Source organism: Actinosynnema pretiosum (assembly GCF_002354875.1).
Classification (GTDB): domain Bacteria; phylum Actinomycetota; class Actinomycetes; order Mycobacteriales; family Pseudonocardiaceae; genus Actinosynnema; species Actinosynnema auranticum.
The window spans coordinates 7,882,880-7,901,354 of the sequence record NZ_CP023445.1 but is presented as its reverse complement, the minus strand read 5'-3'; the positions used below and the strand labels follow the sequence as shown (position 1 = coordinate 7,901,354).

At 73.2% G+C, this 18,475-nt stretch carries 18 protein-coding genes; 11 read left to right on the top strand and 7 right to left on the bottom strand.

All coding sequences use genetic code 11. The annotated features are described in order from the left end of the window. The first annotated feature begins 25 nt into the window (after positions 1 to 25). From purS to purL, 3 genes are read left to right on the top strand one after another with little or no spacing between them, the layout of a single operon-like run. Positions 26 to 265 carry a phosphoribosylformylglycinamidine synthase subunit PurS gene (purS, locus tag CNX65_RS33995; RefSeq protein WP_015805550.1) on the top strand — a complete coding sequence of 80 codons (240 nt, stop codon included), beginning with the start codon at positions 26 to 28 and terminating at the stop codon, positions 263 to 265. Beyond that, complete coding sequence (purQ, locus tag CNX65_RS33990) at positions 262 to 933, top strand: phosphoribosylformylglycinamidine synthase subunit PurQ (protein WP_096497356.1); 672 nt, start codon at positions 262 to 264, stop codon at positions 931 to 933. The genes purS and purQ overlap by 4 nt, the downstream gene beginning before the upstream one ends. Further along, positions 930 to 3,188 carry a phosphoribosylformylglycinamidine synthase subunit PurL gene (purL, locus tag CNX65_RS33985; protein WP_096497355.1) on the top strand — a complete coding sequence of 753 codons (2,259 nt, stop codon included), beginning with the start codon at positions 930 to 932 and terminating at the stop codon, positions 3,186 to 3,188. Before purQ ends, purL begins: the two co-directional genes overlap by 4 nt. A gap of 79 nt (positions 3,189 to 3,267) precedes the next feature. Here the strand turns inward: purL and CNX65_RS33980 are convergent, their stop codons facing one another. The 4 genes from CNX65_RS33980 to CNX65_RS33965 form a co-directional block, all read right to left on the bottom strand. Further along, on the bottom strand, positions 3,268 to 4,056 hold the full coding sequence (locus CNX65_RS33980; protein WP_096497354.1) for a lysozyme: 789 nt from the start codon (positions 4,054 to 4,056) through the stop codon (positions 3,268 to 3,270). 124 nt (positions 4,057 to 4,180) lie between these two features. Then, on the bottom strand, positions 4,181 to 5,029 hold the full coding sequence (locus tag CNX65_RS33975) for a lysozyme (RefSeq protein WP_096497353.1): 849 nt from the start codon (positions 5,027 to 5,029) through the stop codon (positions 4,181 to 4,183). 153 nt (positions 5,030 to 5,182) lie between these two features. Then, a complete protein-coding gene (locus CNX65_RS33970) occupies positions 5,183 to 6,166 on the bottom strand; it encodes a pentapeptide repeat-containing protein (protein WP_096497352.1) in 984 nt (327 codons plus the stop codon). Next, positions 6,163 to 7,236, bottom strand: a complete 1,074-nt coding sequence (locus CNX65_RS33965; RefSeq protein ID WP_096497351.1) for a pentapeptide repeat-containing protein — start codon at positions 7,234 to 7,236, stop codon at positions 6,163 to 6,165. Before CNX65_RS33965 ends, CNX65_RS33970 begins: the two co-directional genes overlap by 4 nt. 335 nt (positions 7,237 to 7,571) lie before the next feature. Here CNX65_RS33965 and CNX65_RS33960 point away from each other — a divergent pair, with 335 nt between their 5' ends. Continuing rightward, the gene (locus tag CNX65_RS33960; protein ID WP_177154560.1) at positions 7,572 to 9,734 is read left to right on the top strand and encodes a putative bifunctional diguanylate cyclase/phosphodiesterase; all 2,163 of its coding nucleotides are present in this window, start codon (positions 7,572 to 7,574) and stop codon (positions 9,732 to 9,734) included. 21 nt (positions 9,735 to 9,755) lie between these two features. On the opposite strand, the gene CNX65_RS33955 is transcribed toward CNX65_RS33960, so the two are convergent. After that, positions 9,756 to 10,787, bottom strand: coding sequence for an alcohol dehydrogenase catalytic domain-containing protein (locus CNX65_RS33955; protein ID WP_177154559.1), 1,032 nt, complete (start codon positions 10,785 to 10,787; stop codon positions 9,756 to 9,758). 117 nt (positions 10,788 to 10,904) lie between these two features. Between CNX65_RS33955 and CNX65_RS33950 the strand changes: the two genes are divergently transcribed. The 6 genes from CNX65_RS33950 to CNX65_RS33925 all read left to right on the top strand — a co-directional run bounded on the left by CNX65_RS33950 (position 10,905) and on the right by CNX65_RS33925 (position 15,145). Further along, positions 10,905 to 11,519: a DUF3558 family protein gene (locus tag CNX65_RS33950; RefSeq protein ID WP_096497350.1), complete on the top strand. Its 615-nt coding sequence runs from the start codon at positions 10,905 to 10,907 to the stop codon at positions 11,517 to 11,519. 118 nt (positions 11,520 to 11,637) lie between these two features. After that, positions 11,638 to 12,030 carry a transcriptional regulator gene (locus tag CNX65_RS33945; protein WP_096497349.1) on the top strand — a complete coding sequence of 131 codons (393 nt, stop codon included), beginning with the start codon at positions 11,638 to 11,640 and terminating at the stop codon, positions 12,028 to 12,030. A 16-nt stretch (positions 12,031 to 12,046) separates the two neighbouring features. Continuing rightward, positions 12,047 to 13,489 (top strand): PPE domain-containing protein, encoded by a 1,443-nt coding sequence (locus CNX65_RS33940; RefSeq protein WP_096497348.1) that lies wholly within the window; start codon positions 12,047 to 12,049, stop codon positions 13,487 to 13,489. 86 nt (positions 13,490 to 13,575) lie between these two features. Next, positions 13,576 to 14,394, top strand: a complete 819-nt coding sequence (locus CNX65_RS33935) for an ESX secretion-associated protein EspG (RefSeq protein ID WP_096497347.1) — start codon at positions 13,576 to 13,578, stop codon at positions 14,392 to 14,394. A 10-nt stretch (positions 14,395 to 14,404) separates the two neighbouring features. Then, the gene (locus tag CNX65_RS33930) at positions 14,405 to 14,782 is read left to right on the top strand and encodes a sterol carrier family protein (protein ID WP_096497346.1); all 378 of its coding nucleotides are present in this window, start codon (positions 14,405 to 14,407) and stop codon (positions 14,780 to 14,782) included. 36 nt (positions 14,783 to 14,818) lie between these two features. Beyond that, positions 14,819 to 15,145: a hypothetical protein gene (locus tag CNX65_RS33925; protein ID WP_096497345.1), complete on the top strand. Its 327-nt coding sequence runs from the start codon at positions 14,819 to 14,821 to the stop codon at positions 15,143 to 15,145. 39 nt (positions 15,146 to 15,184) lie between these two features. Here CNX65_RS33925 and CNX65_RS33920 read toward each other — a convergent pair whose 3' ends face one another. Next, complete coding sequence (locus CNX65_RS33920; RefSeq protein ID WP_096497344.1) at positions 15,185 to 17,137, bottom strand: alpha/beta hydrolase; 1,953 nt, start codon at positions 17,135 to 17,137, stop codon at positions 15,185 to 15,187. Next, the gene (locus CNX65_RS33915; RefSeq protein ID WP_096497343.1) at positions 17,134 to 17,448 is read right to left on the bottom strand and encodes a type VII secretion target; all 315 of its coding nucleotides are present in this window, start codon (positions 17,446 to 17,448) and stop codon (positions 17,134 to 17,136) included. The genes CNX65_RS33920 and CNX65_RS33915 overlap by 4 nt, the downstream gene beginning before the upstream one ends. 209 nt (positions 17,449 to 17,657) lie before the next feature. Here CNX65_RS33915 and CNX65_RS33910 point away from each other — a divergent pair, with 209 nt between their 5' ends. Further along, on the top strand, positions 17,658 to 18,401 hold the full coding sequence (locus CNX65_RS33910) for a maleylpyruvate isomerase N-terminal domain-containing protein (protein ID WP_096497342.1): 744 nt from the start codon (positions 17,658 to 17,660) through the stop codon (positions 18,399 to 18,401). Positions 18,402 to 18,475: the final 74 nt, after the last annotated feature.

The following is an 18,475-nucleotide window of genomic DNA, read 5'->3' as shown; positions in this document are numbered from 1 at the left end:
GCCCTCCACCAGGGAGCAGCCTGTCGTGGCCCGAGTCGTCGTCGACGTCATGCCGAAGCCCGAGATCCTCGACCCGCAAGGACAGGCGGTGGCCAACGCGCTGCCCCGTCTCGGGTTCGAGGGCGTCACCAGTGTCCGCCAGGGCAAGCACTTCGAGCTGGAGGTCGCCGACGACGTCGACGACGCCACGCTCGCCAAGATCGCCGAGACCTTCCTGGCGAACCCCGTGATCGAGGACTGGGTCGTCCGGCGGGTCGAGGCATGAGGGTCGGCGTCATCACCTTCCCCGGCACGCTCGACGACGTCGACGCGGCCCGCGCCGTCACCTACGCGGGCGGGGAGGCGGTCAGCCTCTGGCACGCCGACGCCGACCTCAAGGGCGTCGACGCGGTCATCGTGCCCGGTGGCTTCTCCTACGGCGACTACCTGCGCTGCGGCGCGATCGCCCGGTTCGCCCCGGTCATGCAGGAGGTCGTCACCGCCGCCAGGGGCGGGATGCCGGTGCTGGGCATCTGCAACGGCTTCCAGATCCTCTGCGAGGCGCACCTGCTCCCCGGCGCGCTGACCCGCAACGACAAGCTGCACTTCGTGTGCCGCGACCAGTGGCTCAAGGTGGAGAACACCTCGACCGCCTGGACCACCCGCTACGACGACGGCGCCGAGATCCTCGTGCCGCTCAAGTCCGGCGAGGGCGGCTACCAGGCCGACCAGGCCACCCTGGACGAGCTGGAGGGCGAGGGCCGCGTGGTGTTCCGCTACGTCGGTGACAACCCCAACGGCTCCCGCAACAACATCGCGGGCATCACGAGCGCGAACGGTCGCGTGGTCGGCCTCATGCCGCACCCCGAGCACGCCATCGACGCGCTCACCGGCCCCACGGACGACGGACTGGGCATGTTCTTCTCCCTGATCGACTCGGTGGTGAAGGCGTGACCGACACCGTCGACACCGCGCTCGCGACCCCCGACCAGGACCAGCCCTACAAGGAGCTGGGCCTCAAGGACGACGAGTACGCCCGCATCAAGGAGATCCTGGGCCGCAGGCCCACGGACGCCGAGCTGGCGATGTACTCGGTCATGTGGAGCGAGCACTGCTCCTACAAGTCGTCCAAGGTGCACCTGAAGTACTTCGGCGAGACCACCACGGACGAGATGCGCTCGAAGATGCTCGCGGGCATCGGCGAGAACGCCGGCGTCGTCGACATCGGCGACGGCTGGGCCATCACGTTCAAGGCGGAGAGCCACAACCACCCGTCCTACGTGGAGCCCTACCAGGGCGCCGCGACCGGCGTGGGCGGCATCGTGCGCGACATCCTCGCGATGGGCGCCCGCCCGCTGGCCGTGATGGACCCGCTGCGCTTCGGCGCGCCCGACGCGGAGGACACCCGCCGCGTCGTGCACGGGATCGTCGCGGGCGTCGGCGGCTACGGCAACTGCCTGGGCCTGCCGAACATCGGCGGCGAGGTCGTGTTCGACGAGTCCTACCAGGGCAACCCGCTGCTGAACGCCCTGTGCGTCGGCGCGATGCGCGTGGAGGACCTGCACCTGGCGCACGCCTCCGGCGCGGGCAACAAGATCATCCTGTTCGGCGCGCGCACCGGCCTCGACGGCATCGGCGGCGTGTCCGTGCTGGCGAGCGAGACGTTCGACGACTCCGCGGGCAAGCGCAAGAAGCTGCCCGCCGTGCAGGTCGGCGACCCGTTCACCGAGAAGGTCCTGATCGAGTGCTGCCTCGAGCTGTTCGCCGAGCGCATCGTCGTCGGCATCCAGGACCTCGGCGGCGCGGGCCTGTCCTGCGCGACCTCCGAGCTGGCCTCGGCCGGTGACGGCGGGATGCACGTCTACCTCGACCGCGTCCCGCTGCGCGCCACCGGCATGACGCCCGCCGAGGTGCTCTCCAGCGAGTCGCAGGAGCGCATGTGCGCGGTCGTGCGGCCCGAGGACGTCGACGCCTTCATGGCCGTCTGCGCCAAGTGGGACGTCATCGCCACCGAGATCGGCGAGGTCACCGACGGGGACCGCCTGGTCATCACCTGGAACGACGAGGTCGTGGTGGACGTCCCGCCGCGCACCGTCGCGCACGAGGGCCCGGTCTACAACCGGCCGATCGAGCGCCCGGCCGACCAGGACGAGCTCCAGGCCAACACGCCCGACTCGCTGCCCCGCCCGGCCCGCGACGAGCTGCTGGCGCTGGTCAAGAGCCAGGCCGCGTCGCCGAACCTGGCGTCGAAGCGCTGGATCACCCAGCAGTACGACCGCTACGTGCGCGGCGGCACGGTGCTCGCCCAGCCCTCCGACTCCGGCATGATCCGGATCGACGAGAGCACGAACCGGGGCGTGGCGCTGTCCACCGACTGCAACGGCCGCTACACCAAGCTCGACCCGTACGCGGGCGCGCAGCTGGCGCTGGCCGAGGCGTACCGCAACGTCGCCACCTCCGGCGCGACCCCGGTCGCGGTCACCAACTGCCTGAACTTCGGCTCGCCCGAGGACCCGGCGGTCATGTGGCAGTTCGAGCAGGCCGTGAAGGGCCTCGCGGACGGCTGCGCCGAGCTGGGCATCCCGGTGACCGGCGGCAACGTCAGCTTCTACAACCAGACCGGCTCCACGGCGATCCTGCCGACGCCGGTCGTGGGCGTGCTCGGCGTCATCGACGACGTCCGCCGCCGCATCCCCACCGGGATCGGCGCGGAGGCGGGCGAGACGCTGCTGCTGCTCGGCGACACCCGTCCCGAGTTCGGCGGCTCCGAGTGGGCGCACGTCGTGCACGGCCACCTGGGCGGCCTGCCGCCGAAGGTCGACCTGGCGCGGGAGAAGCTGCTCGGCGAGGTGCTGGTCGCCGGTTCCCGCGACGGCATGGTGTCGGCCGCGCACGACCTGGCCGAGGGCGGCCTGGCGCAGGCGCTGGTCGAGACCTGCCTGATCGGCGAGACCGGCGCGCGCGTCTTCCTGGCCGAGGACGAGTTCACCGACCTGTTCAGCGAGTCCGCGGGCCGCGTGCTGGTGGCCGTGCCGCGCTCCGAGGAGCTGCGGTTCACCGACATGTGCACCGCGCGCGGCCTGCCGTGGCGCAAGGTCGGCGTGGTGGACCCGGAGTCGGACTCCCTCGAGTTCCAGGGCCTCGGCGAGCTGGGCCTGGCCGAGCTGCGCGAGGCGTGGGAGGGCACCCTCCCGGCGCTGTTCGACTGAGCGAGTCGCACGGAGGGCGGGGCCCGTCGGACTTCGGTCCGGCGGGCCCCGCCCGCGTGGTGCGGTCGGTCGGCGCGGGTCAGCTGTAGGCGAGCGCCTGCAGCCGGTCGTAGCCGCCGTTGAACTCGTTCTGGTCGATCGGCGACGACGAGTACTGCCACATCGTGTAGACGCCCCACCCGCGCGGCAGCGTCCCGACCGTGGACGCGTACCGCGCGACCCAGAGCGGGTTGGTGCTGCTGAAGTCCCCGCTCACGCACTGGTTCCACCAGCTCGTGGACGTGTAGATCACCGGGTAGACCCCGGTCCGCGACCGGTAGGTGTCGCTGAAGTCCTTGATCCAGGCGGTCATCGCGGCCGGGGACAGGCCGTAGCAGGTGCTGCCGTACGGGTTGTACTCCATGTCCAGCGCGCCGGGCAGCGTCCGCCCGTCCCTCGACCAGCCTCCGCCGTTGCTCGCGAAGTGGTTGGCCTGCGCGGCGCCGCTGGAGTTCCCCGGCAGCGCGAAGTGGTAGCCGCCCCGGATCATGCCGACGTTGTAGGAGCCGTTGTACTGCTGCGCGAAGTAGGGGTTCTTGTAGGTGGTCCCCTCGGTCGCCTTGACGTACGCGAAGCGCCGACCGGCGTTCCACTGCCCGCCCCAGTCCACGTTGCCCTGGTGGCTGCTGACATCGATGCCGTAGACGGCCGCGGCGGCGGACGGCCCGCGCGGTGCGACCCGCCGTTCCACGACCCCCTCGTGCTTGGCGATCTGGGACCCCATCGCGTGGTCGCCCTCGGGCAGGGCCAACGCCGGTGACGCCGATGTGGACAGTGCGGCGGCGGCGCAGGCGAGCGCGGCGACCGCGCGTCGGACGAGTGGCCTCATCGTTCGACTCCTCGTGGTCGAGCCTGCAGGAGTGACTCGACCGCAGTGTGCGGCACTTCTAACAAGATGACCAGACTGATTGTTAATAGCTCACGAAAACGGAGCAGCGCGCGCATCCGGGTGATCAGCCCGTCGCGAGCCTGGTCAGCTGGCCCGCGTCGCCGTTGAACAGGTTCTGGTCGCCGGGGAACTGACCGGCGGCCTGCCACTGCCAGAACGTCTGGTAGTCCCAGCCGTGCGGCAGCTGCCCCAGTTGGTCGGTGTAGTGCGCGACCCACAGCGGGTTCGACTCGCCCAGCCGCAGCTTGTCGCCGACGCACTGGTTCCACCAGCTCGTCGACGTGTAGATCGTCGCGTGCCGCCCGGTGCGCTCGGCGAGCCTGCCGCTGAACTGCCGCACCCACTCGGCCATCGCGTCCTGGTCCTTGCCGTAGCAGGTGTCCCCGTACGGGTTGTACTCCACGTCCAGCGCGCCGGGCAGCGTCATCCCGTCGCCCGCCCAGCCGCCGCCGTGGTCCACGAAGTAGTCGGCCTGGGTCCCGCCGTCCGAGCGGTCGGGCAGCGCGAAGTGGTACGCCCCGCGCACCATGCCGACACCGCGCGAACCGTCGTACTGCTGCTGGAAGTGCGGGTTGGTGTACCCGGTGCCCTCGGTCGCCTTGACGTAGGCGAACCGCGCCCCGTCGCCCCACGGCCGCCCCCAGTCCACGTCGCCCTGGTGGCTGCTCACGTCCATGCCGGGCACCGTGCCCGTCTGGTCGGGCGCCGCCGCCGAGCGGGTGCTCGCCCAGCCCTCGCGCTTGGCGATCTCCGAGCCCGCGTAGTGCTGGTCCGAGCCCTCCGGCGCCCCCTCGTCGGGCAGCGGTTCGGCGTGCAGCGCGGTGGTGCGCGCCACGGCGAGCAGCACCGCCGCCGCGGTGGCGGGCAGGCCCCACCGGGTCGCCCACCTGCGTGTTCGGCCCTCCGGCGTCATCGAAGCCCCCGATCGGTCTGCGGTGCTGCTGCTTCCGGCACACCGATGGTCCGCCCGAACGGCTTACGACGCATCCGGTGTGTCACCCGGAAAGACGCACCGTGACGGAAGGGGGTTCACGGGTCAGGGGGTGGGGACCCCAGCACGATGGGCTCACGCCGGGGAGGCAGGGCCCTTCCCCGGCACGTCGCCCTGCCCCGGCGCGTCGTCCCCCGCAGGCACGTCGCCCTCCAGGTTCCAGCCCGCACGCGGCCCGCCGCGCAGCGACACCTCCCCGACGACCCGCAGCCCGCCGCGCAGCTCCGGCGGCGGCGCGTCGGCCAGGTGCGCGAACTGCCCCACCCGCGCCCCGCGCGCGTCCACCCCGGCCCGGAACTCGGCCTCCTGCAGGGAGAGCCCACCCGCGAAGTCGCAGTCCCGCAGCTCCACCCGACCCAGGAACGCCGCCCCGGAGAACAGCGCGGGCTTGCTGAACGAGGCCCCGGCGAACCGGCTGACCCCGTGGAACCGGGTCCGGCGCATCACGCACCGGCCGACCCGGCGGCCCTCCAGGCGCAGGTACTCCACGTTCGCCCCGGACAGGTTCAGGTTGAAGCGCTGCTCCGGGTCGTCCAGGCCCCACGGCAGCAGGTCGGTGATCAACCCCTGCGCGGTCAGCCGGACCGTCCGCTCCAGCTCCTGCTCGTCCGTGCCCCGCGCGGCGCCCCACCGCGCCGGGTCGTCGGGGTTCTCCTCGTACGCGGGGTGGCTGAAGGGCCTGCGCAGGTAGGCGCACAGCACGTCGAGCACGGTCTGCCGGTAGCGCGGCGTGGCGCGGGCCAGCCCGGCCAGCGCGTGCAGCGCCCCCACCCGCACCTGGTCGGCGTCGTGCCCGAGCAGCTCGACGGCCCTCGCGAACCGCTCGTCGGCGACCTTGTCGCTCTCCAGCTCGTGCTTGGCCTCGTCGACCCGCCGCCGCCGGTCGTTGAGCCACAGCGCGTACAGGGCCACGACCGACGCGCCGACGAGCCCGCCGGTCTTGATCGCCTCGCCCTTGGGCTGGCCGGGGTCGAGCAGCACCAGCCCCACCGCCGCGCCCACCGTCGCCACCACCGACAGCACGATCGCGGCGACCAGGCCCTTGTTGACCCGCCTCACGACCGGACCTCCCCGCGCGGCCCGGCCTTCCAGCCCTCGGGCAGCCGGTTCGCGTGCTCCTCGGACACCCGAACCCCCTGCGCCTGCGCCCTCAGCACCGTCGGCAGCACCACCCCGCCGGTGAACCGCGCGCCCCGGAAGTCGGCGTCCCCGGTGAACCGGGCCCCGTCGAAGGTGGTCGCCCCGGTGAACCGGGCGTCGGCGAACTTGGTGGGACCGAGGAACTTCGTCCGCTCGAACGAGACCGGCCCGTCGCAGCGGAACCCGCTGAACCAGGCCCGCTCCCGGAACACCGCGTCGTGCAGGTGCAGCTCGCCCGCGCTCCCCGTCCCGGTGAGCCAGACGTCGCCGTGGAACACCGCGTGGTGGAAGGAGTTCGACCCGGTCAGCACCGCGCCGCGCATCACCAGCGAGCCGATCGCCCGGTGCGACAGGTCGAAGTACCGCAGGTGCGCGTTGGTCAGGTCCAACCGGTACCGCGGCGGGTCCTGCGCGTCGGCGGCGGGCAGCAGGTCGGCGACGACGCGCTGCGCGGTCAGCCTGACCTCCTGCTCGCGGTCCCCCTCCCGCTGCTCGCCGTCCGGTACCTCCGGCTTGCGCCGCAGGTACGCGCACAGCACGTCCAGCACGGTCTGCGCGTACTCCGGCCGGGACCGCGCCAGCCCCGCCATCGCGTGCATCGCGCCCACCCGCACCTGGTCGGCGTCGTGCCCGAGCAGCTCCACGGACTTCGCGAACCGCTCGTCCGCCACCCGCGACCGGTCGTGCTCGGCCCGCTGGCTCTCCAGCTCGTGCTTGGCCTCGTCGGTGCGCCGCCGCCGGTCGTTGAGCCACAGCGCGTACAGCGCCACCACGGCGCCGCCCGCCAGACCGCCGGTCTTGATCGTCTCGTGCTTGGGCGAGCCGGGGTCGATCGCCAGCAACCACCCGGCCACCAGCAGGAAGGCCCCTGCCGACCCCAGCAGCGTCGCGACCAGCATCCGCTTCCGCTTGCTCCGCAGCTCCACCAGCGCCAGCGCGAGCGCCACCAGCGACACCACCGCGCCCGCGATCCACCACACGTGCTCCACGCGGGCGATTCTGCCCGCCCGCCACGCCCTCGGTGATCGGAATCGGGAACCGGCGGGGCGGTCCGGTGCGGTCACCCAGCGCGGTGGCCCATGATGTGCGGGTAACCACGCGCGAACGGAGACCCAGTGCAGCAGCGGCCGAGCACCGCGCCCGGCGAGCCGGAACCGGCCGCCCCCGCCCGGAGGTCGCGCCAGAGGGCCGAAGCGGGCGGGGACGCGCGGCCCGCGCTGGGTTACGGTGGGGTGCTGGGCGGACGGCGGGCCACGCCGAGCCGCGGCACGGGCCCCCGCGCTGCGGTTCGTGGCCTCGCGCAGCCGCGCGGCGCGGAACGGACATGACGGAACGGGCTGGACACCTGGTGGCTCCCTCGGAGCGGTCCCACAACACCGACCCGGCGCTGCGGGCCGGGGCCGAGTCGTTCGCGCGCACCTGGGCGACGGCCGTCATAGGCAGCAGCTACGTGCCCATGACCCGGTCCGAGGTGGTCGAGCACCTGCGCGCCCTCACCGAGGTCCTGGTGGCCGCGCTGCTCGCCACCCCCTTCCGCCCGGCGCCCGGCCACGAGATCGGCGCCCGGCTGGTCGAGGCGCACTTCACCGGCACCGACACGCTCGGCCGCACCGTGCAGCTCATGGGCGACGACCTGTGCGCCGAGCTGGGCATCCCCGCCGACGACGCCACCCGCACCCGCCTCGCCGCCCTCCAGGGCGCGCTCGCGGCCGGGTACGCGCGCGCCCTGCGCGAGCGCACCCTCGCCGAGCAGGAGGCGATCCGCGCCGCCGTGCTGGACGCCCGCGACCAGGCCGAGGCCGCGCTGCGCGCCTCCGAGGCCCGGTTCCGCGCCATGTTCACCGAGGCCGCCATCGGCATCGGCATCGCGGACGTCGAGGGCCGCATCCTGGACGTCAACCAGGCGCTGCAGGACATGCTCGGGTTCGGCGTCGAGGAGATGCGGCAGCACAACATCCGCGACCTGATGCACCCGGAGGACGGGCCGTCGGTGTGGCGGCTCTACGACCAGCTCACGGCGGGCGAGCGCGACCACTACCGCGCGGAGAAGCGGTTCCGGCGGGCCGACGGCGAGCAGGTGTGGACGCACCTGACGCTGTCGCTGGTGCGCGACGACCACGGCGACCCGCAGTACCAGGTCGCCATGATCGAGGACGTCACCGACCGGCACCTGCTGCAGAACCGGCTGCGCTACCAGGCGCTGCACGACCCGCTCACCGGCCTGCCGAACCGGGCCCTGTTCCTGGACCGGCTCAGCCGGGTCTTCGGCAACCCCGACAAGCACCGCGCCGGCCTGTGCTACCTGGACCTCGACGGGTTCAAGGTGATCAACGACAGCCTCGGGCACGACATCGGCGACCAGCTGCTCGTCGAGGTCGGCAGGCGGCTGGACCGCTCGGTGTCCGGCGACGGCAAGCTCGTGGCGCGCATGGGCGGCGACGAGTTCGTGATCCTGGTCGAGGACTCCACCCGCACCGACGACATCGTCGCCGTCGCGGACCGGGTGCTGCGCGAGCTGGAGTCCCCGATCCGCATCGGCGGGCACGAGCTGACCGTGTCCGCGTCCATCGGCATCGTCGAGCGCGGGCTGGAGGGCACCAGCGCGCCCGACCTGGTGCGCGACGCGGACATCACGCTGTACTGGGCCAAGGCGGACGGCAAGTCCCGCTGGGCGCTGTACGACCCGGACCGCAACGCCAAGGAGATCGCCCGCTTCACCCTGTCCGCCACCATGCCCGCCGCGCTGGAGCGCGACGAGTTCTACGTGGACTACCAGCCGCTGGTGCGGTTGGAGAACGCGCGGGTGGTCGGCGTGGAGGCGCTGGTGCGCTGGCAGCACCCGGAGTTCGGGCGGCTCGCGCCGGACCGGTTCATCGAGCTGGCCGAGGAGACCGGGCTGATCGTCCCGCTGGGCCGGTGGGTGCTGCGCAAGGCGTGCGAGCAGGGGCGGCGGTGGCTGGACGAGTTCGCCGAGCTGGCGCCGTACGTGAGCGTGAACCTGGCGGTGCGGCAGTCCCGCGACCCGGAGCTGGTGCGCGACGTCAAGCGCATCCTGGACGAGACCGGCCTGCCGCCCCGGCACCTGCAGCTGGAGTTGACCGAGAGCGCGATCATGGGCACCGCCGACGAGCCCCTCGAAGCGCTGCGGGCGCTGTCGGACATGGGTGTGCGCATAGCGATCGACGACTTCGGCACCGGCTACTCGAACCTGGCGTACCTCAAGCACCTCCCGGTGCACGAGCTGAAGATCGCCGGGTCGTTCATGGAGGGGCTGCGGGCCGCCGACGAGGAGGACCCGGTGGACGCGCAGATCGTGTCCACGCTGGTGCAGCTCGCGCACGCGCTCGGGCTCGGCGTGACGGCGGAGGGCGTGGAGACGCCGTCGCAGGCCAAGCGGCTGCACCGGATCGGTTGCGACACCGGGCAGGGGTGGTTCTACGCCAAGCCGATGGCCCCGGAGGGCATCGACGAGATGCTGCGGCGCTGAGCGCTCGCGGCGGTTCCGCGCTCAGGCCAGGTCGACGACCACCTTCACGTCGTCGTCGGCCTTCTCGAACGCCTCGGCGAACCGCTCCAGCGGCACCCGGCGGGTGATCAGGCCGCGCAGCCAGCCGAGGTCGGCGTCGGCCAGCGCGGCGGCGGCCTTCCGGTAGTCGTCGGGGCCCGCGTTGACCGTGCCGATCAAGGCCCGGTTGCCGAGCACGGCGGCGTCCAGCACGGACCGGTCCAGCGCCGCAGGGCCGTGCTCCCCGGAGATGCCCGCCAGCACCACCACCGACGCCCGCCGCGCGCACTCCCAGGCCAGCTCGGCGACCCCGGTGCACTCGACCGCCACGTCGACCTCCCGGTCCGGGACCGAGCGGTGGTAGGTCGCGCCCAGCGCCCGCACCAGGTCCGGCTTCACCCCTTCGGCCACCCGGTCCACCACGTGCACGTCGTACCCGCGCTGCACGCCCAGCAGCGCCGCCAGCAGCCCGACGGGACCGGCGCCGACCACGAGCGCGGTGCGGGCGGGCACGAACGCGCGGGAGCGCAGCAGCTCCGCCTGCGCCCACGCCTTCGCCACCACCGACGCCGGTTCCAGCAGCACGCCCGCGTCGCCGAGCGCCGGGTCGAGCTTGACGGCGAACCGGGGCGGCACGCTCCAGCGCTGCGCCCCGTACCCGTCCAGCTCCTTGATGCCGCGCTCGCGGTAGCGCCCGTTGCGGCAGAAGTCCCACGCGTCGGCCGCGCACGCCGCGCACGGCTCGGGGTCCGGCCGCCGCACCACCCCGGCCACCAGGTCGCCGGGCGCGAACCCGGAGCCGTCGGGCGCGCTCAGCACCTCGCCGAGCGACTCGTGGAACAGCACCAGCCCGTCCCGACCGGGCGGGACCCACCCGAACCCGTCCCGCACGATCTCCACGTCGGTCGCGCACACGCCGGCCAACCGCCCGGCCACCAGCACCTCGCCCGCCCGCTCGACCACGTCCAGCCCGACCACCGCGCACCGGTCGGGCTCACCGGGAACCGCCCACGCCGCCCGCACCCCGTCAGCCACGGCAGGAGGCTACGTCCCCGTGAGCCGCGCCGCCGGACTCGTCGGGCCTGACGGGCGTTGTGATCGGCACTCCCGAACGGGGCGCTCGCGGGTCGCCGGTCGGCTACGTTGACCGGCATGGGGAGAAGACTGCCGAGCCTCGCCGCGCCCGTCCTGGCCGCCGCGCTGGCGCTGTCGGCGTGCGGGGGGACCACCGAGGGCACGCCGAAGGCGGAGACGCCGTTGTCGGCCAGCTCCTCGCCGGCGAAGCCCGCGGTGAGCAGGCCGAAGGAGCTGGACCTCAAGAGCCTGGAGACGTGCGACGTCCTGCTGACCAACGCCCAGCTCGCGGAGCTGGGGGTCAGGCCGCCGGTCCGGAACAAGCCCGATCCCATCAACGCCAGTGGCACCTACACCTGCAGCATGAACTGGGCGGAGAACCCCGGCTGGTCCATGGGGTACGTCGTGTCCAAGGCCGCAGGCGTTGACGACTACCGGGAGCGGATGAACGCGGGCGACAAGATGAAGCCCGGCCAAGTCGACGGTTTCCCCACCTACCTCGTCGACCAGAGCGGCACGAGCCAGGTGGAATGGACACTCCTGGTGGACGTCGCGGACGGGCAGGTCCTCGCTCTCGACATCTCCTATTTCCGGATGGACTTCACGCGCGTCGCGGAGCCGGCCGTGGAAGAGCTGCACGCGAGGCTCGAGAAAGCGGCGAGCTACTCGCTGCAAGTGCTCATGAGCAGGTAGTTCATGGTCAAGTAGTTCTACTCGACTTGCCGGGGGAACTGGAGACACCCGCATCGCGTCGGAGTTACAGTCGTCCAGGCAGGCGCGCAGGGGAATTGACTTTCGAGGAGGGTGTGTCGTGTTCATCGCGGATGGCGGTGCCGGGGGGTCCGCGCAGAGCCAGCTGCCCGCTTACAGCGGTGCGCAGCGGAGGTTGAAGCTCGACGCTGGTTCGATCCCCAAGGCTCGGGAGCTGTTCTTGAAGGCGCTGGCCGACTTCGACGCGCAGTTCAAGCCGGCCGAGCGCGAGGTGGAGGCGACGCCGTGGGGAGGTGACCCGGTCAGCAAGGAGACCGCGGAGAAGTTCAACCACGACACCTTCGACGCCGGCGACAGCGCCGCGATGCAGGCGCTGGTCGCGTACCGCGCGCAGATCCAGGGCGTCATCGACCAGTTGGCGCAGATCGAGGCCACCTACACGGGTGTCGAGACCGGCAACCAGGCCTCCTTCAACCGCACCGCGAACGCCTGAGGGGGAGGAGCGCGACATGAGTGACCACCGCTGGCGGGGCTACGACCACCCCGAGCTCTACAACATGATCAACTCTGGTCCCGGCCCCTCCGCCTCCTACGTCGTCGAGGACGGCTGGCAGAGGCTGGACACTGCCCTCCAGGCCATCGACGCGGACCTCCGCGACGGCCTGGCTGGCCTCAACGCGAGCTGGGAGGGCGACACCGCCGACTCGACCCAGACCGCGGTGTCCCCGCTCGCGCAGTGGGCCGAGGACGCGCAGCAGAGCGCGAAGACGATGAAGACCTCGGCCAGCCTCCAGGCCGACTACATCGCCGACGCCCGCAAGGAGATGCCGGAGCCGGTCCCGGTCACCACCGAGGCGCCCTCCGGTTGGGACAAGTTCAAGGCGGGCTTCACCGACGGCGTGACGCTCGGCCTCGCGGGCAGCTCCGCCGACGTGATCCGCCAGCAGCGCGACCACGAGGCCCAGGAGGCCGCGCAGGAGAACGCGCAGCAGAAGGCCATCGCGGTCATGAAGGCCTACGAGTCCAACAGCGAGTGGAACCGCAACACGCTGGGCGAGTTCGTGCCGCCGCCGCAGGTCGTCATCGACGCGCCCGCGCCCTCGGGCGCCAGCGGCATCCAGAGCACCGCGTCGGCCGGGTACGCCTCGCGGTCCGACTGGAGCGTCACGAGCGGCACCGGCGGCACCACGGGCACCAGCTCCTACACGCCCACCCCGACCGCCCCGCCGGTCAGCACGGGCGGCTACACCCCGGTCGGCGCCGGCGGCGGCACCACGAACCCCTCGTGGGCGACCCCGACCCCGTCCGGCCCTGCGGTCACGCCCCCGGTGACCCCGCCCGGCCTGGGCGCCACCAACCCGTCCGGCGGTGGCAACCCCGGCGGTGGCGGCGGCAACTGGACCATGCCGAACCCGGTCGGCAACGGCGGCGGCAACACCGGCGCCAACCCGCCCAGGACCACCCCGAACCTCGGTGGCGCGCGTCCCCCGGTGCTGCCCACCGGCGCCTCCCAGGGCGGCAACCTGCCCAAGGGCCCCGGCGCTCCCGGCGCCCCGAACGCCTTCGGCCGTCCGGGGATGCCCGGCGGGCTCGGCGGCGGTCGTCCCGGAATGCCGGGGATGCCCGGCACGGGCGGCTTCGGCGCGGCCGGTGGCGGCGCGGGTCTGCCCAACGGGACCGGCGCGGCCGGTGTCGCGGGCAACGGCCAGCCCGGCCTCGGGCGCGGCGGCGCGGCGGGCGTCCAGGGCTTCGGCCCCGGCGCCGCGGGCGCTGCGGCCTCGGGCGGTCGCGGCGCGGCCGGTGGCGCGGGCGTGGGCGGCGCGGGCGCGCCCGGCGCGGCGGCGCGCGACGAGGACGACGTCGAGCACAAGCTCGCCGACTACCTCGTGGAGACCACCGACGTCTTCGGCGACGACCGCATGGTCGCGCCCCCGGTCATCGGCGGCGAGTAGCCAGTGGGGGGAGCGGCCCGCGCGATGGTGTCGCGCGGGCCGCTCTTCCCGTTCAGGACCACTTTTTCTCTTGGGGGAGACGACCGGTGGACTACTTCGGGGGAGCAGGGGAGCCGGAGCCGATCACGCTGTCGGCCGAGGAGTTCGACGTGCTCTGGGAGCGCTTCGACGCGGGGCCGATGCCGCTGGTGATCAAGGTCCCGTCGCCGGGCAAGACCTACTCGGAGCGTGCGCAGCTGGAGGACCGCGTGTGGCGGTCGATCGGCGCGCGCGGCCTCGGGGGGCCGAGGGGCCTGCACCCCGAGCTGGACTTCCTGCTGCGCACGCTCATCCGGCCCGAGCGCGAGGTCGACGCCAGGCTGTGGCTGGGCCGGAGCGTGCGGGTCCTCGCCGCCGCCAACGGCGACCACGGCTCGCTGGCCACCCTGGTCGACGGCCACCTGACGTTCCGCAGGACCGCCGGGACCGGGCTGCCCGCCGCCGTCGTGGCCGCGCTGCCCAAGCACCCGGCGGGCGTCGGCCACTCGGTGACCCTGCCCAGCGCCGACCTGGAAGCCGCCGTCGAGGGCTCTGACAACACCACCAAGGGCATCGAGAGCGCGCTGCGCGCCAAGGGCCTGCGCGAGGCCGACGCGACCGCGCTGGCCAAGATGCTCACCAACCCGGTCGGCACCGGCAACTTCGGCGCGGCGGCCCGCGACCGCTACGGCAAGCGCTGCCGCCCGGACCGCGTGGTGGGGTTCTTCGACAACGAGGAGGGCCGCTTCCTCCAGCAGCGGCGCACCTCGCAGGGCGCCGAGGCGTGGAGCACGTTCACCCCGACCGACAACCGTAGGCTCGCCCACCAGGTCGACGAGCTGCTCACCGAGGCGATGCTGGCCGCGGGGCAGGAAGTCCGCCGATAGGGTCAGTGCCGTGCCGAGGAAACCACCTGACCCGACCGAGACCAGGGCGGCAGTCGAGGCCGTGCTGCCGTGGCTGGAGGACGAGTCGACCCGCCCGCCCCGCCCGGACCTGGCGGCGGCGGTCAGGCTCAGCCTGCGCACCCTGGAGCACGCCGCGCCGGGCCACACCGTCGAGGTGCGCGTCCCCCCGTTCGCGGCGGTCCAGTGCGTGGCGGGCCCGAGGCACACCAGGGGCACCCCGCCGAACGTGGTCGAGACGGACCCCCGCACCTGGCTGGAGCTGGCGACCGGCAGGCTGACCTGGGAGTCCGCCCTGGCGGCGTCGCGGGTGACGGCGTCGGGCACGCGCGCGGACCTGTCGGAGCACCTGCCACTTCTGCGGTTCTGAGGGTGGTGGACGTCCGGCGCGGTTAGGTTCGACGCCATGAGGCGGCTGGGTATCGCGTTGCTGGCGCTGGGGTTCCTGCTGACGGGCTGTTCGAGCGAGTGGCAGGAGGACGTCCGCTTCAAGGTGATCGAGCTGCACCCGGCCGCCGAGAACAAGGCGGGCGAGCTGGAGAAGCCGTACGCCCGGATGGTCATCGACCAGGCCGAGCCCAAGTGGCTCGGGCCGAAGGCGATCGACCTTGACCAGCTCCCGGCCGGCGTGAAGGTGGACGACGTGCTGGTGTGCTCGGTCCGGCGCTACGACGACAACGGGTTCGACGACGTCGAGGCCAAGGTGACCGTCGGTCCCTGCAGAGCGGCCTGAACCGTCCGGGGCCCCTGGAGCGGGGCCCCGGACCCGGTCCTAGAACAGGGCGCCCAGGGTGTTGTCCCAGACGTCCTTGCCGAACTCCACGGCGTCGCCGACCCCGTTCACCACGATGTCGCCCGCGTCGTTCAGCACCTCGCCAGCGGTGTTCAGCACGCCCCGGCCCGCATCGCCCCAGCGGCCGTCCACCGCCGCGCTCCCGGCGTCCCACAGGCCGGTGCCCGCGTCGACCACCAGGTCGGCCGCACCCACCGCCGTGCTGCTGACCACGTCGACGACCGGGCCGACGACCGGAAGACCCGATCCGGGCAGCGACGGACCGAGCGGGCTGTCGTGCCACTTCTGCGAGGTCACCGAGCCGCCGTCGCCGTTGGCGATCCTGGCCAGGTTCTGCACCGACTCCGAACCCCGGTCGTAGTACTGGACGTGCGCGTCGATCAGGTTCCCGGACTCGCTGGTCCCGAAGACCCTGGCGCCGAAGTCCTTGTCGTACGGACCGGTGGACGAGCCGTCCTCGGTGAACCACGTCGAACTCGTGCCCTGGACCACCGGGTCGTGCTCGGTCGCGCCCGCGTAGACGTGGCCGGGGCCCACGGAGAGCTGGTTCACGTTCGAGGCGCCCACGCCGGGGGAGCCGACGAACGCGATGTCGTCCGCCTTCAGCCCGTTCATGCCCGCGTAGCCGACCGTGGTGGAGCCGTAGGAGTGCCCGATCACCGTCAGGTGCTGCTTGTTGCCCGCGGCCTCGGCGGCGGCCCGGTAGCCGTCCACGTCGGCGACGAGGTTCAGACCGCCCTCGCGGGCCTGGGCGGGGTTGTCGACCTCGCCGATCGCCCAGCCGGGAGCGTCGTAGCCGAGCCACTGGATCGTCGCGTTGCCGTCCGCGCCCATCTCGGCGCGCAGGTTCGCCGCCTGGTTGACGGAGAAGCTGTCCAGCGTCGACCCCGTCCCCGGCACGGCCACAGCCAGGTTCTTCGCGGTGTCGGGGTTGCCGAACGCGATCGCCATACCGCCGTCGCCGCGCGGACCGTACGGGTCGTAAGCCATGACCCGGACGTCGCTCTCCGGCCACCCGTTGTCCTTTGCCAGCGAGCCCGCCTCGTTCAGGCTCTGCTGCGCCGCGTTGGCGTTGTCCGCCTTCTGCGCCGCGACCCGCCGCTCGTCCATCATCCGCGCGTACTCGGGGTCGTTCAGCAGCCTGGTCAGCCCGTCCGACGTCGACGCGTCGATCCCCAGCTCCCGCGCCCGCTGCTCCATCGCGGTGTCGAGCCGGTCGCGCTCCGCGCCGAACCGCTGCGCGTCGTCGGCGATGCGCGCCCGGTTGGCCTGGTCCAGCACCTCGGACGGCAGTCCGCGCAGCTGCCCCAGCTCCTGGAACCTCGTCCGCAGCAGCTCGTCCCGCTGCTCCTGCGACAGCCCCTTCCACCAGGCCGCCACCTGCTTCGGGTCGCTGCCCGGCGCGGGCACCTGCGGCGAGCGCACGGCCGCCACGGCCGCCCCCCACCCGGCGTCACCGGAGGCCACCTCGCCGAAGCCCGGCTTCACCTTCCCGAGGGCGCTCGCGTACTGCCGCAGCGCGTTCTCGTAACCGTTCCGCACCCCTTCGAGCGCCTGGTTCACCTGACCGGCGAGGTGGAGCGTCTGGGCGGGCGTCATCAGGGGGGACCGGGCGCGCCACGCGGAGATCGCCTGGTCCGCCGCCCCGCGCATCTGCGAGTACGCCTCCGCCGCCGCCCGGATCACCTCGACACCGGTCCCGAGCCGCTCCCGCGCGACCCCGGCCGCCCGCGCCGACAGGTCCGCCCGCTTGCCGAACCCGGTCGCCGACGTGCCGCGCCACGCCGACGTGGCCGTCGACCCGCCCGACCGCACCGCGTCGCCCGCCCGCGACAGCGCGCTCGACGCGCCGGTCAGCGGGTCGCCCGCAGCGGCCACCGCGCTCGCGCTCCCGGACGCCAACTTCCCGTAGAGCACCTCGGGATCGATCACGACAGCCCTCCGCCGATGTTCCTGAAGCTCGCCGTCCACTGGTCGTCGACCCGCTCGTAGGTCTCCGCGTTCTCCACCAGGCCCTCACCCGCGTCCCGGTACCAGGCGCTGCCCCGCCGCAGGTCCTCGCCCTGCTCCGAGGCGAACTTCGCCACGGCCGCCGCGAACTCGCCCGCCGCCGGAACCTCGCCGAGCGCCCCCGCGTCGAGGGTGAGCATGGAGACCATCTCGGCGCCGTCGCCCGCGGCGTCAGCCCCCACCTGGAACTGCTTCGACGCCGAGCGCAACGACTCTGGCTGCACACCGAACACGACTTCCCCACCCTTCACCCGCTGAGCGGCTGACGAACCGACCGGACGGACCAGACCGACACCGGGCCCCACCAGCCGGTCACCCCGCCGGTCGGGCCTGGAGAGCAGCGCACCGCACGGGTGCGACGCACCGGGAACCGCCCCGGTTCCCGCCACCCGGCGAAGCCGGGTGGGGCACGATGGCACACGACCTTCGAGGGAGGCGGACAGTGGCACGAGGATGGACCGCGCAGCGGTGGACCGCGGTGTTCACCGAGCAGGCGGCGATGTTCCGGGAAGCGGTCGGCGGCGCCGACCCGGCGGCGCCGGTGCCGTCCTGCCCCGGCTGGACGTTCACCGAGCTGACCCTGCACGTCGCGCGCTTCCTGGAGACCTCGGTGGAGCACCTGCGCACCGGCAGCCAGGTCCGCCTGGACCCGCTGCCCGCGCCGGACGCCCACCTGCCGCTCGACTACCTCGACGCGCAGCTCGCCCGCGCCGCCGAGGTCCTGCCGCAGGTCCCGGCGAACCGCGCCACCTGGACGTTCTCCCCCGCCGCGCCCGACCTGGCCTGGGTGTGGCACCGCCGCATCGCCCACGAGGTCGACCTGCGCCGCTGGGACGCCCAGGCCGCGCTGCGCACCCTCGTGCCCGGCGCCCCCGGCCTCGCGGCCGACTTCGCCGCCGACGGCATCGACGAGTCCCTCGGCACCCTGCTCGCCGCCAAGCACGCCACCGACTCCCCGCCGACCGCGCGCGGGACGGCGCTGGTGGCCCTCACCGACCTGCCCGAGTCCTGGCTGGTCACCCTCACCCCCGGCGAGGTCCCCGACGTCCGCGCCCCCCGACCGGGCGAGCAGGCCGACGTCACCGTCTCGGGCGAGGCGCAGCTGGTCCACTACGGGCTGTGGGGCAGGTTGCCGCTCCGCGCCGAGGGCGATCCCGCCCTGGTGCGGGCGCTCCGACTCGACTGAGGTGCGTTTGGTCACGTACCGGGGGTGCTGATGGGGGTGGTTCACCCCCCGTTCGCCTTACACTCGGAGTGCAG

Excerpts from the sequence above, each read along its gene's own strand:
- CNX65_RS33940 (WP_096497348.1), top strand. The coding sequence starts at position 12,047 with ATGAGTGACCACCGCTGGCGGGGCTACGACCACCCCGAGCTCTACAAC.
- CNX65_RS33925 (WP_096497345.1), top strand. The coding sequence starts at position 14,819 with ATGAGGCGGCTGGGTATCGCGTTGCTGGCGCTGGGGTTCCTGCTGACG.
- purQ (WP_096497356.1), top strand. The coding sequence starts at position 262 with ATGAGGGTCGGCGTCATCACCTTCCCCGGCACGCTCGACGACGTCGAC.
- CNX65_RS33960 (WP_177154560.1), top strand. The coding sequence starts at position 7,572 with ATGACGGAACGGGCTGGACACCTGGTGGCTCCCTCGGAGCGGTCCCAC.
- CNX65_RS33975 (WP_096497353.1), bottom strand. The coding sequence starts at position 5,029 with ATGACGCCGGAGGGCCGAACACGCAGGTGGGCGACCCGGTGGGGCCTG.
- CNX65_RS33980 (WP_096497354.1), bottom strand. The coding sequence starts at position 4,056 with ATGAGGCCACTCGTCCGACGCGCGGTCGCCGCGCTCGCCTGCGCCGCC.
- CNX65_RS33950 (WP_096497350.1), top strand. The coding sequence starts at position 10,905 with ATGGGGAGAAGACTGCCGAGCCTCGCCGCGCCCGTCCTGGCCGCCGCG.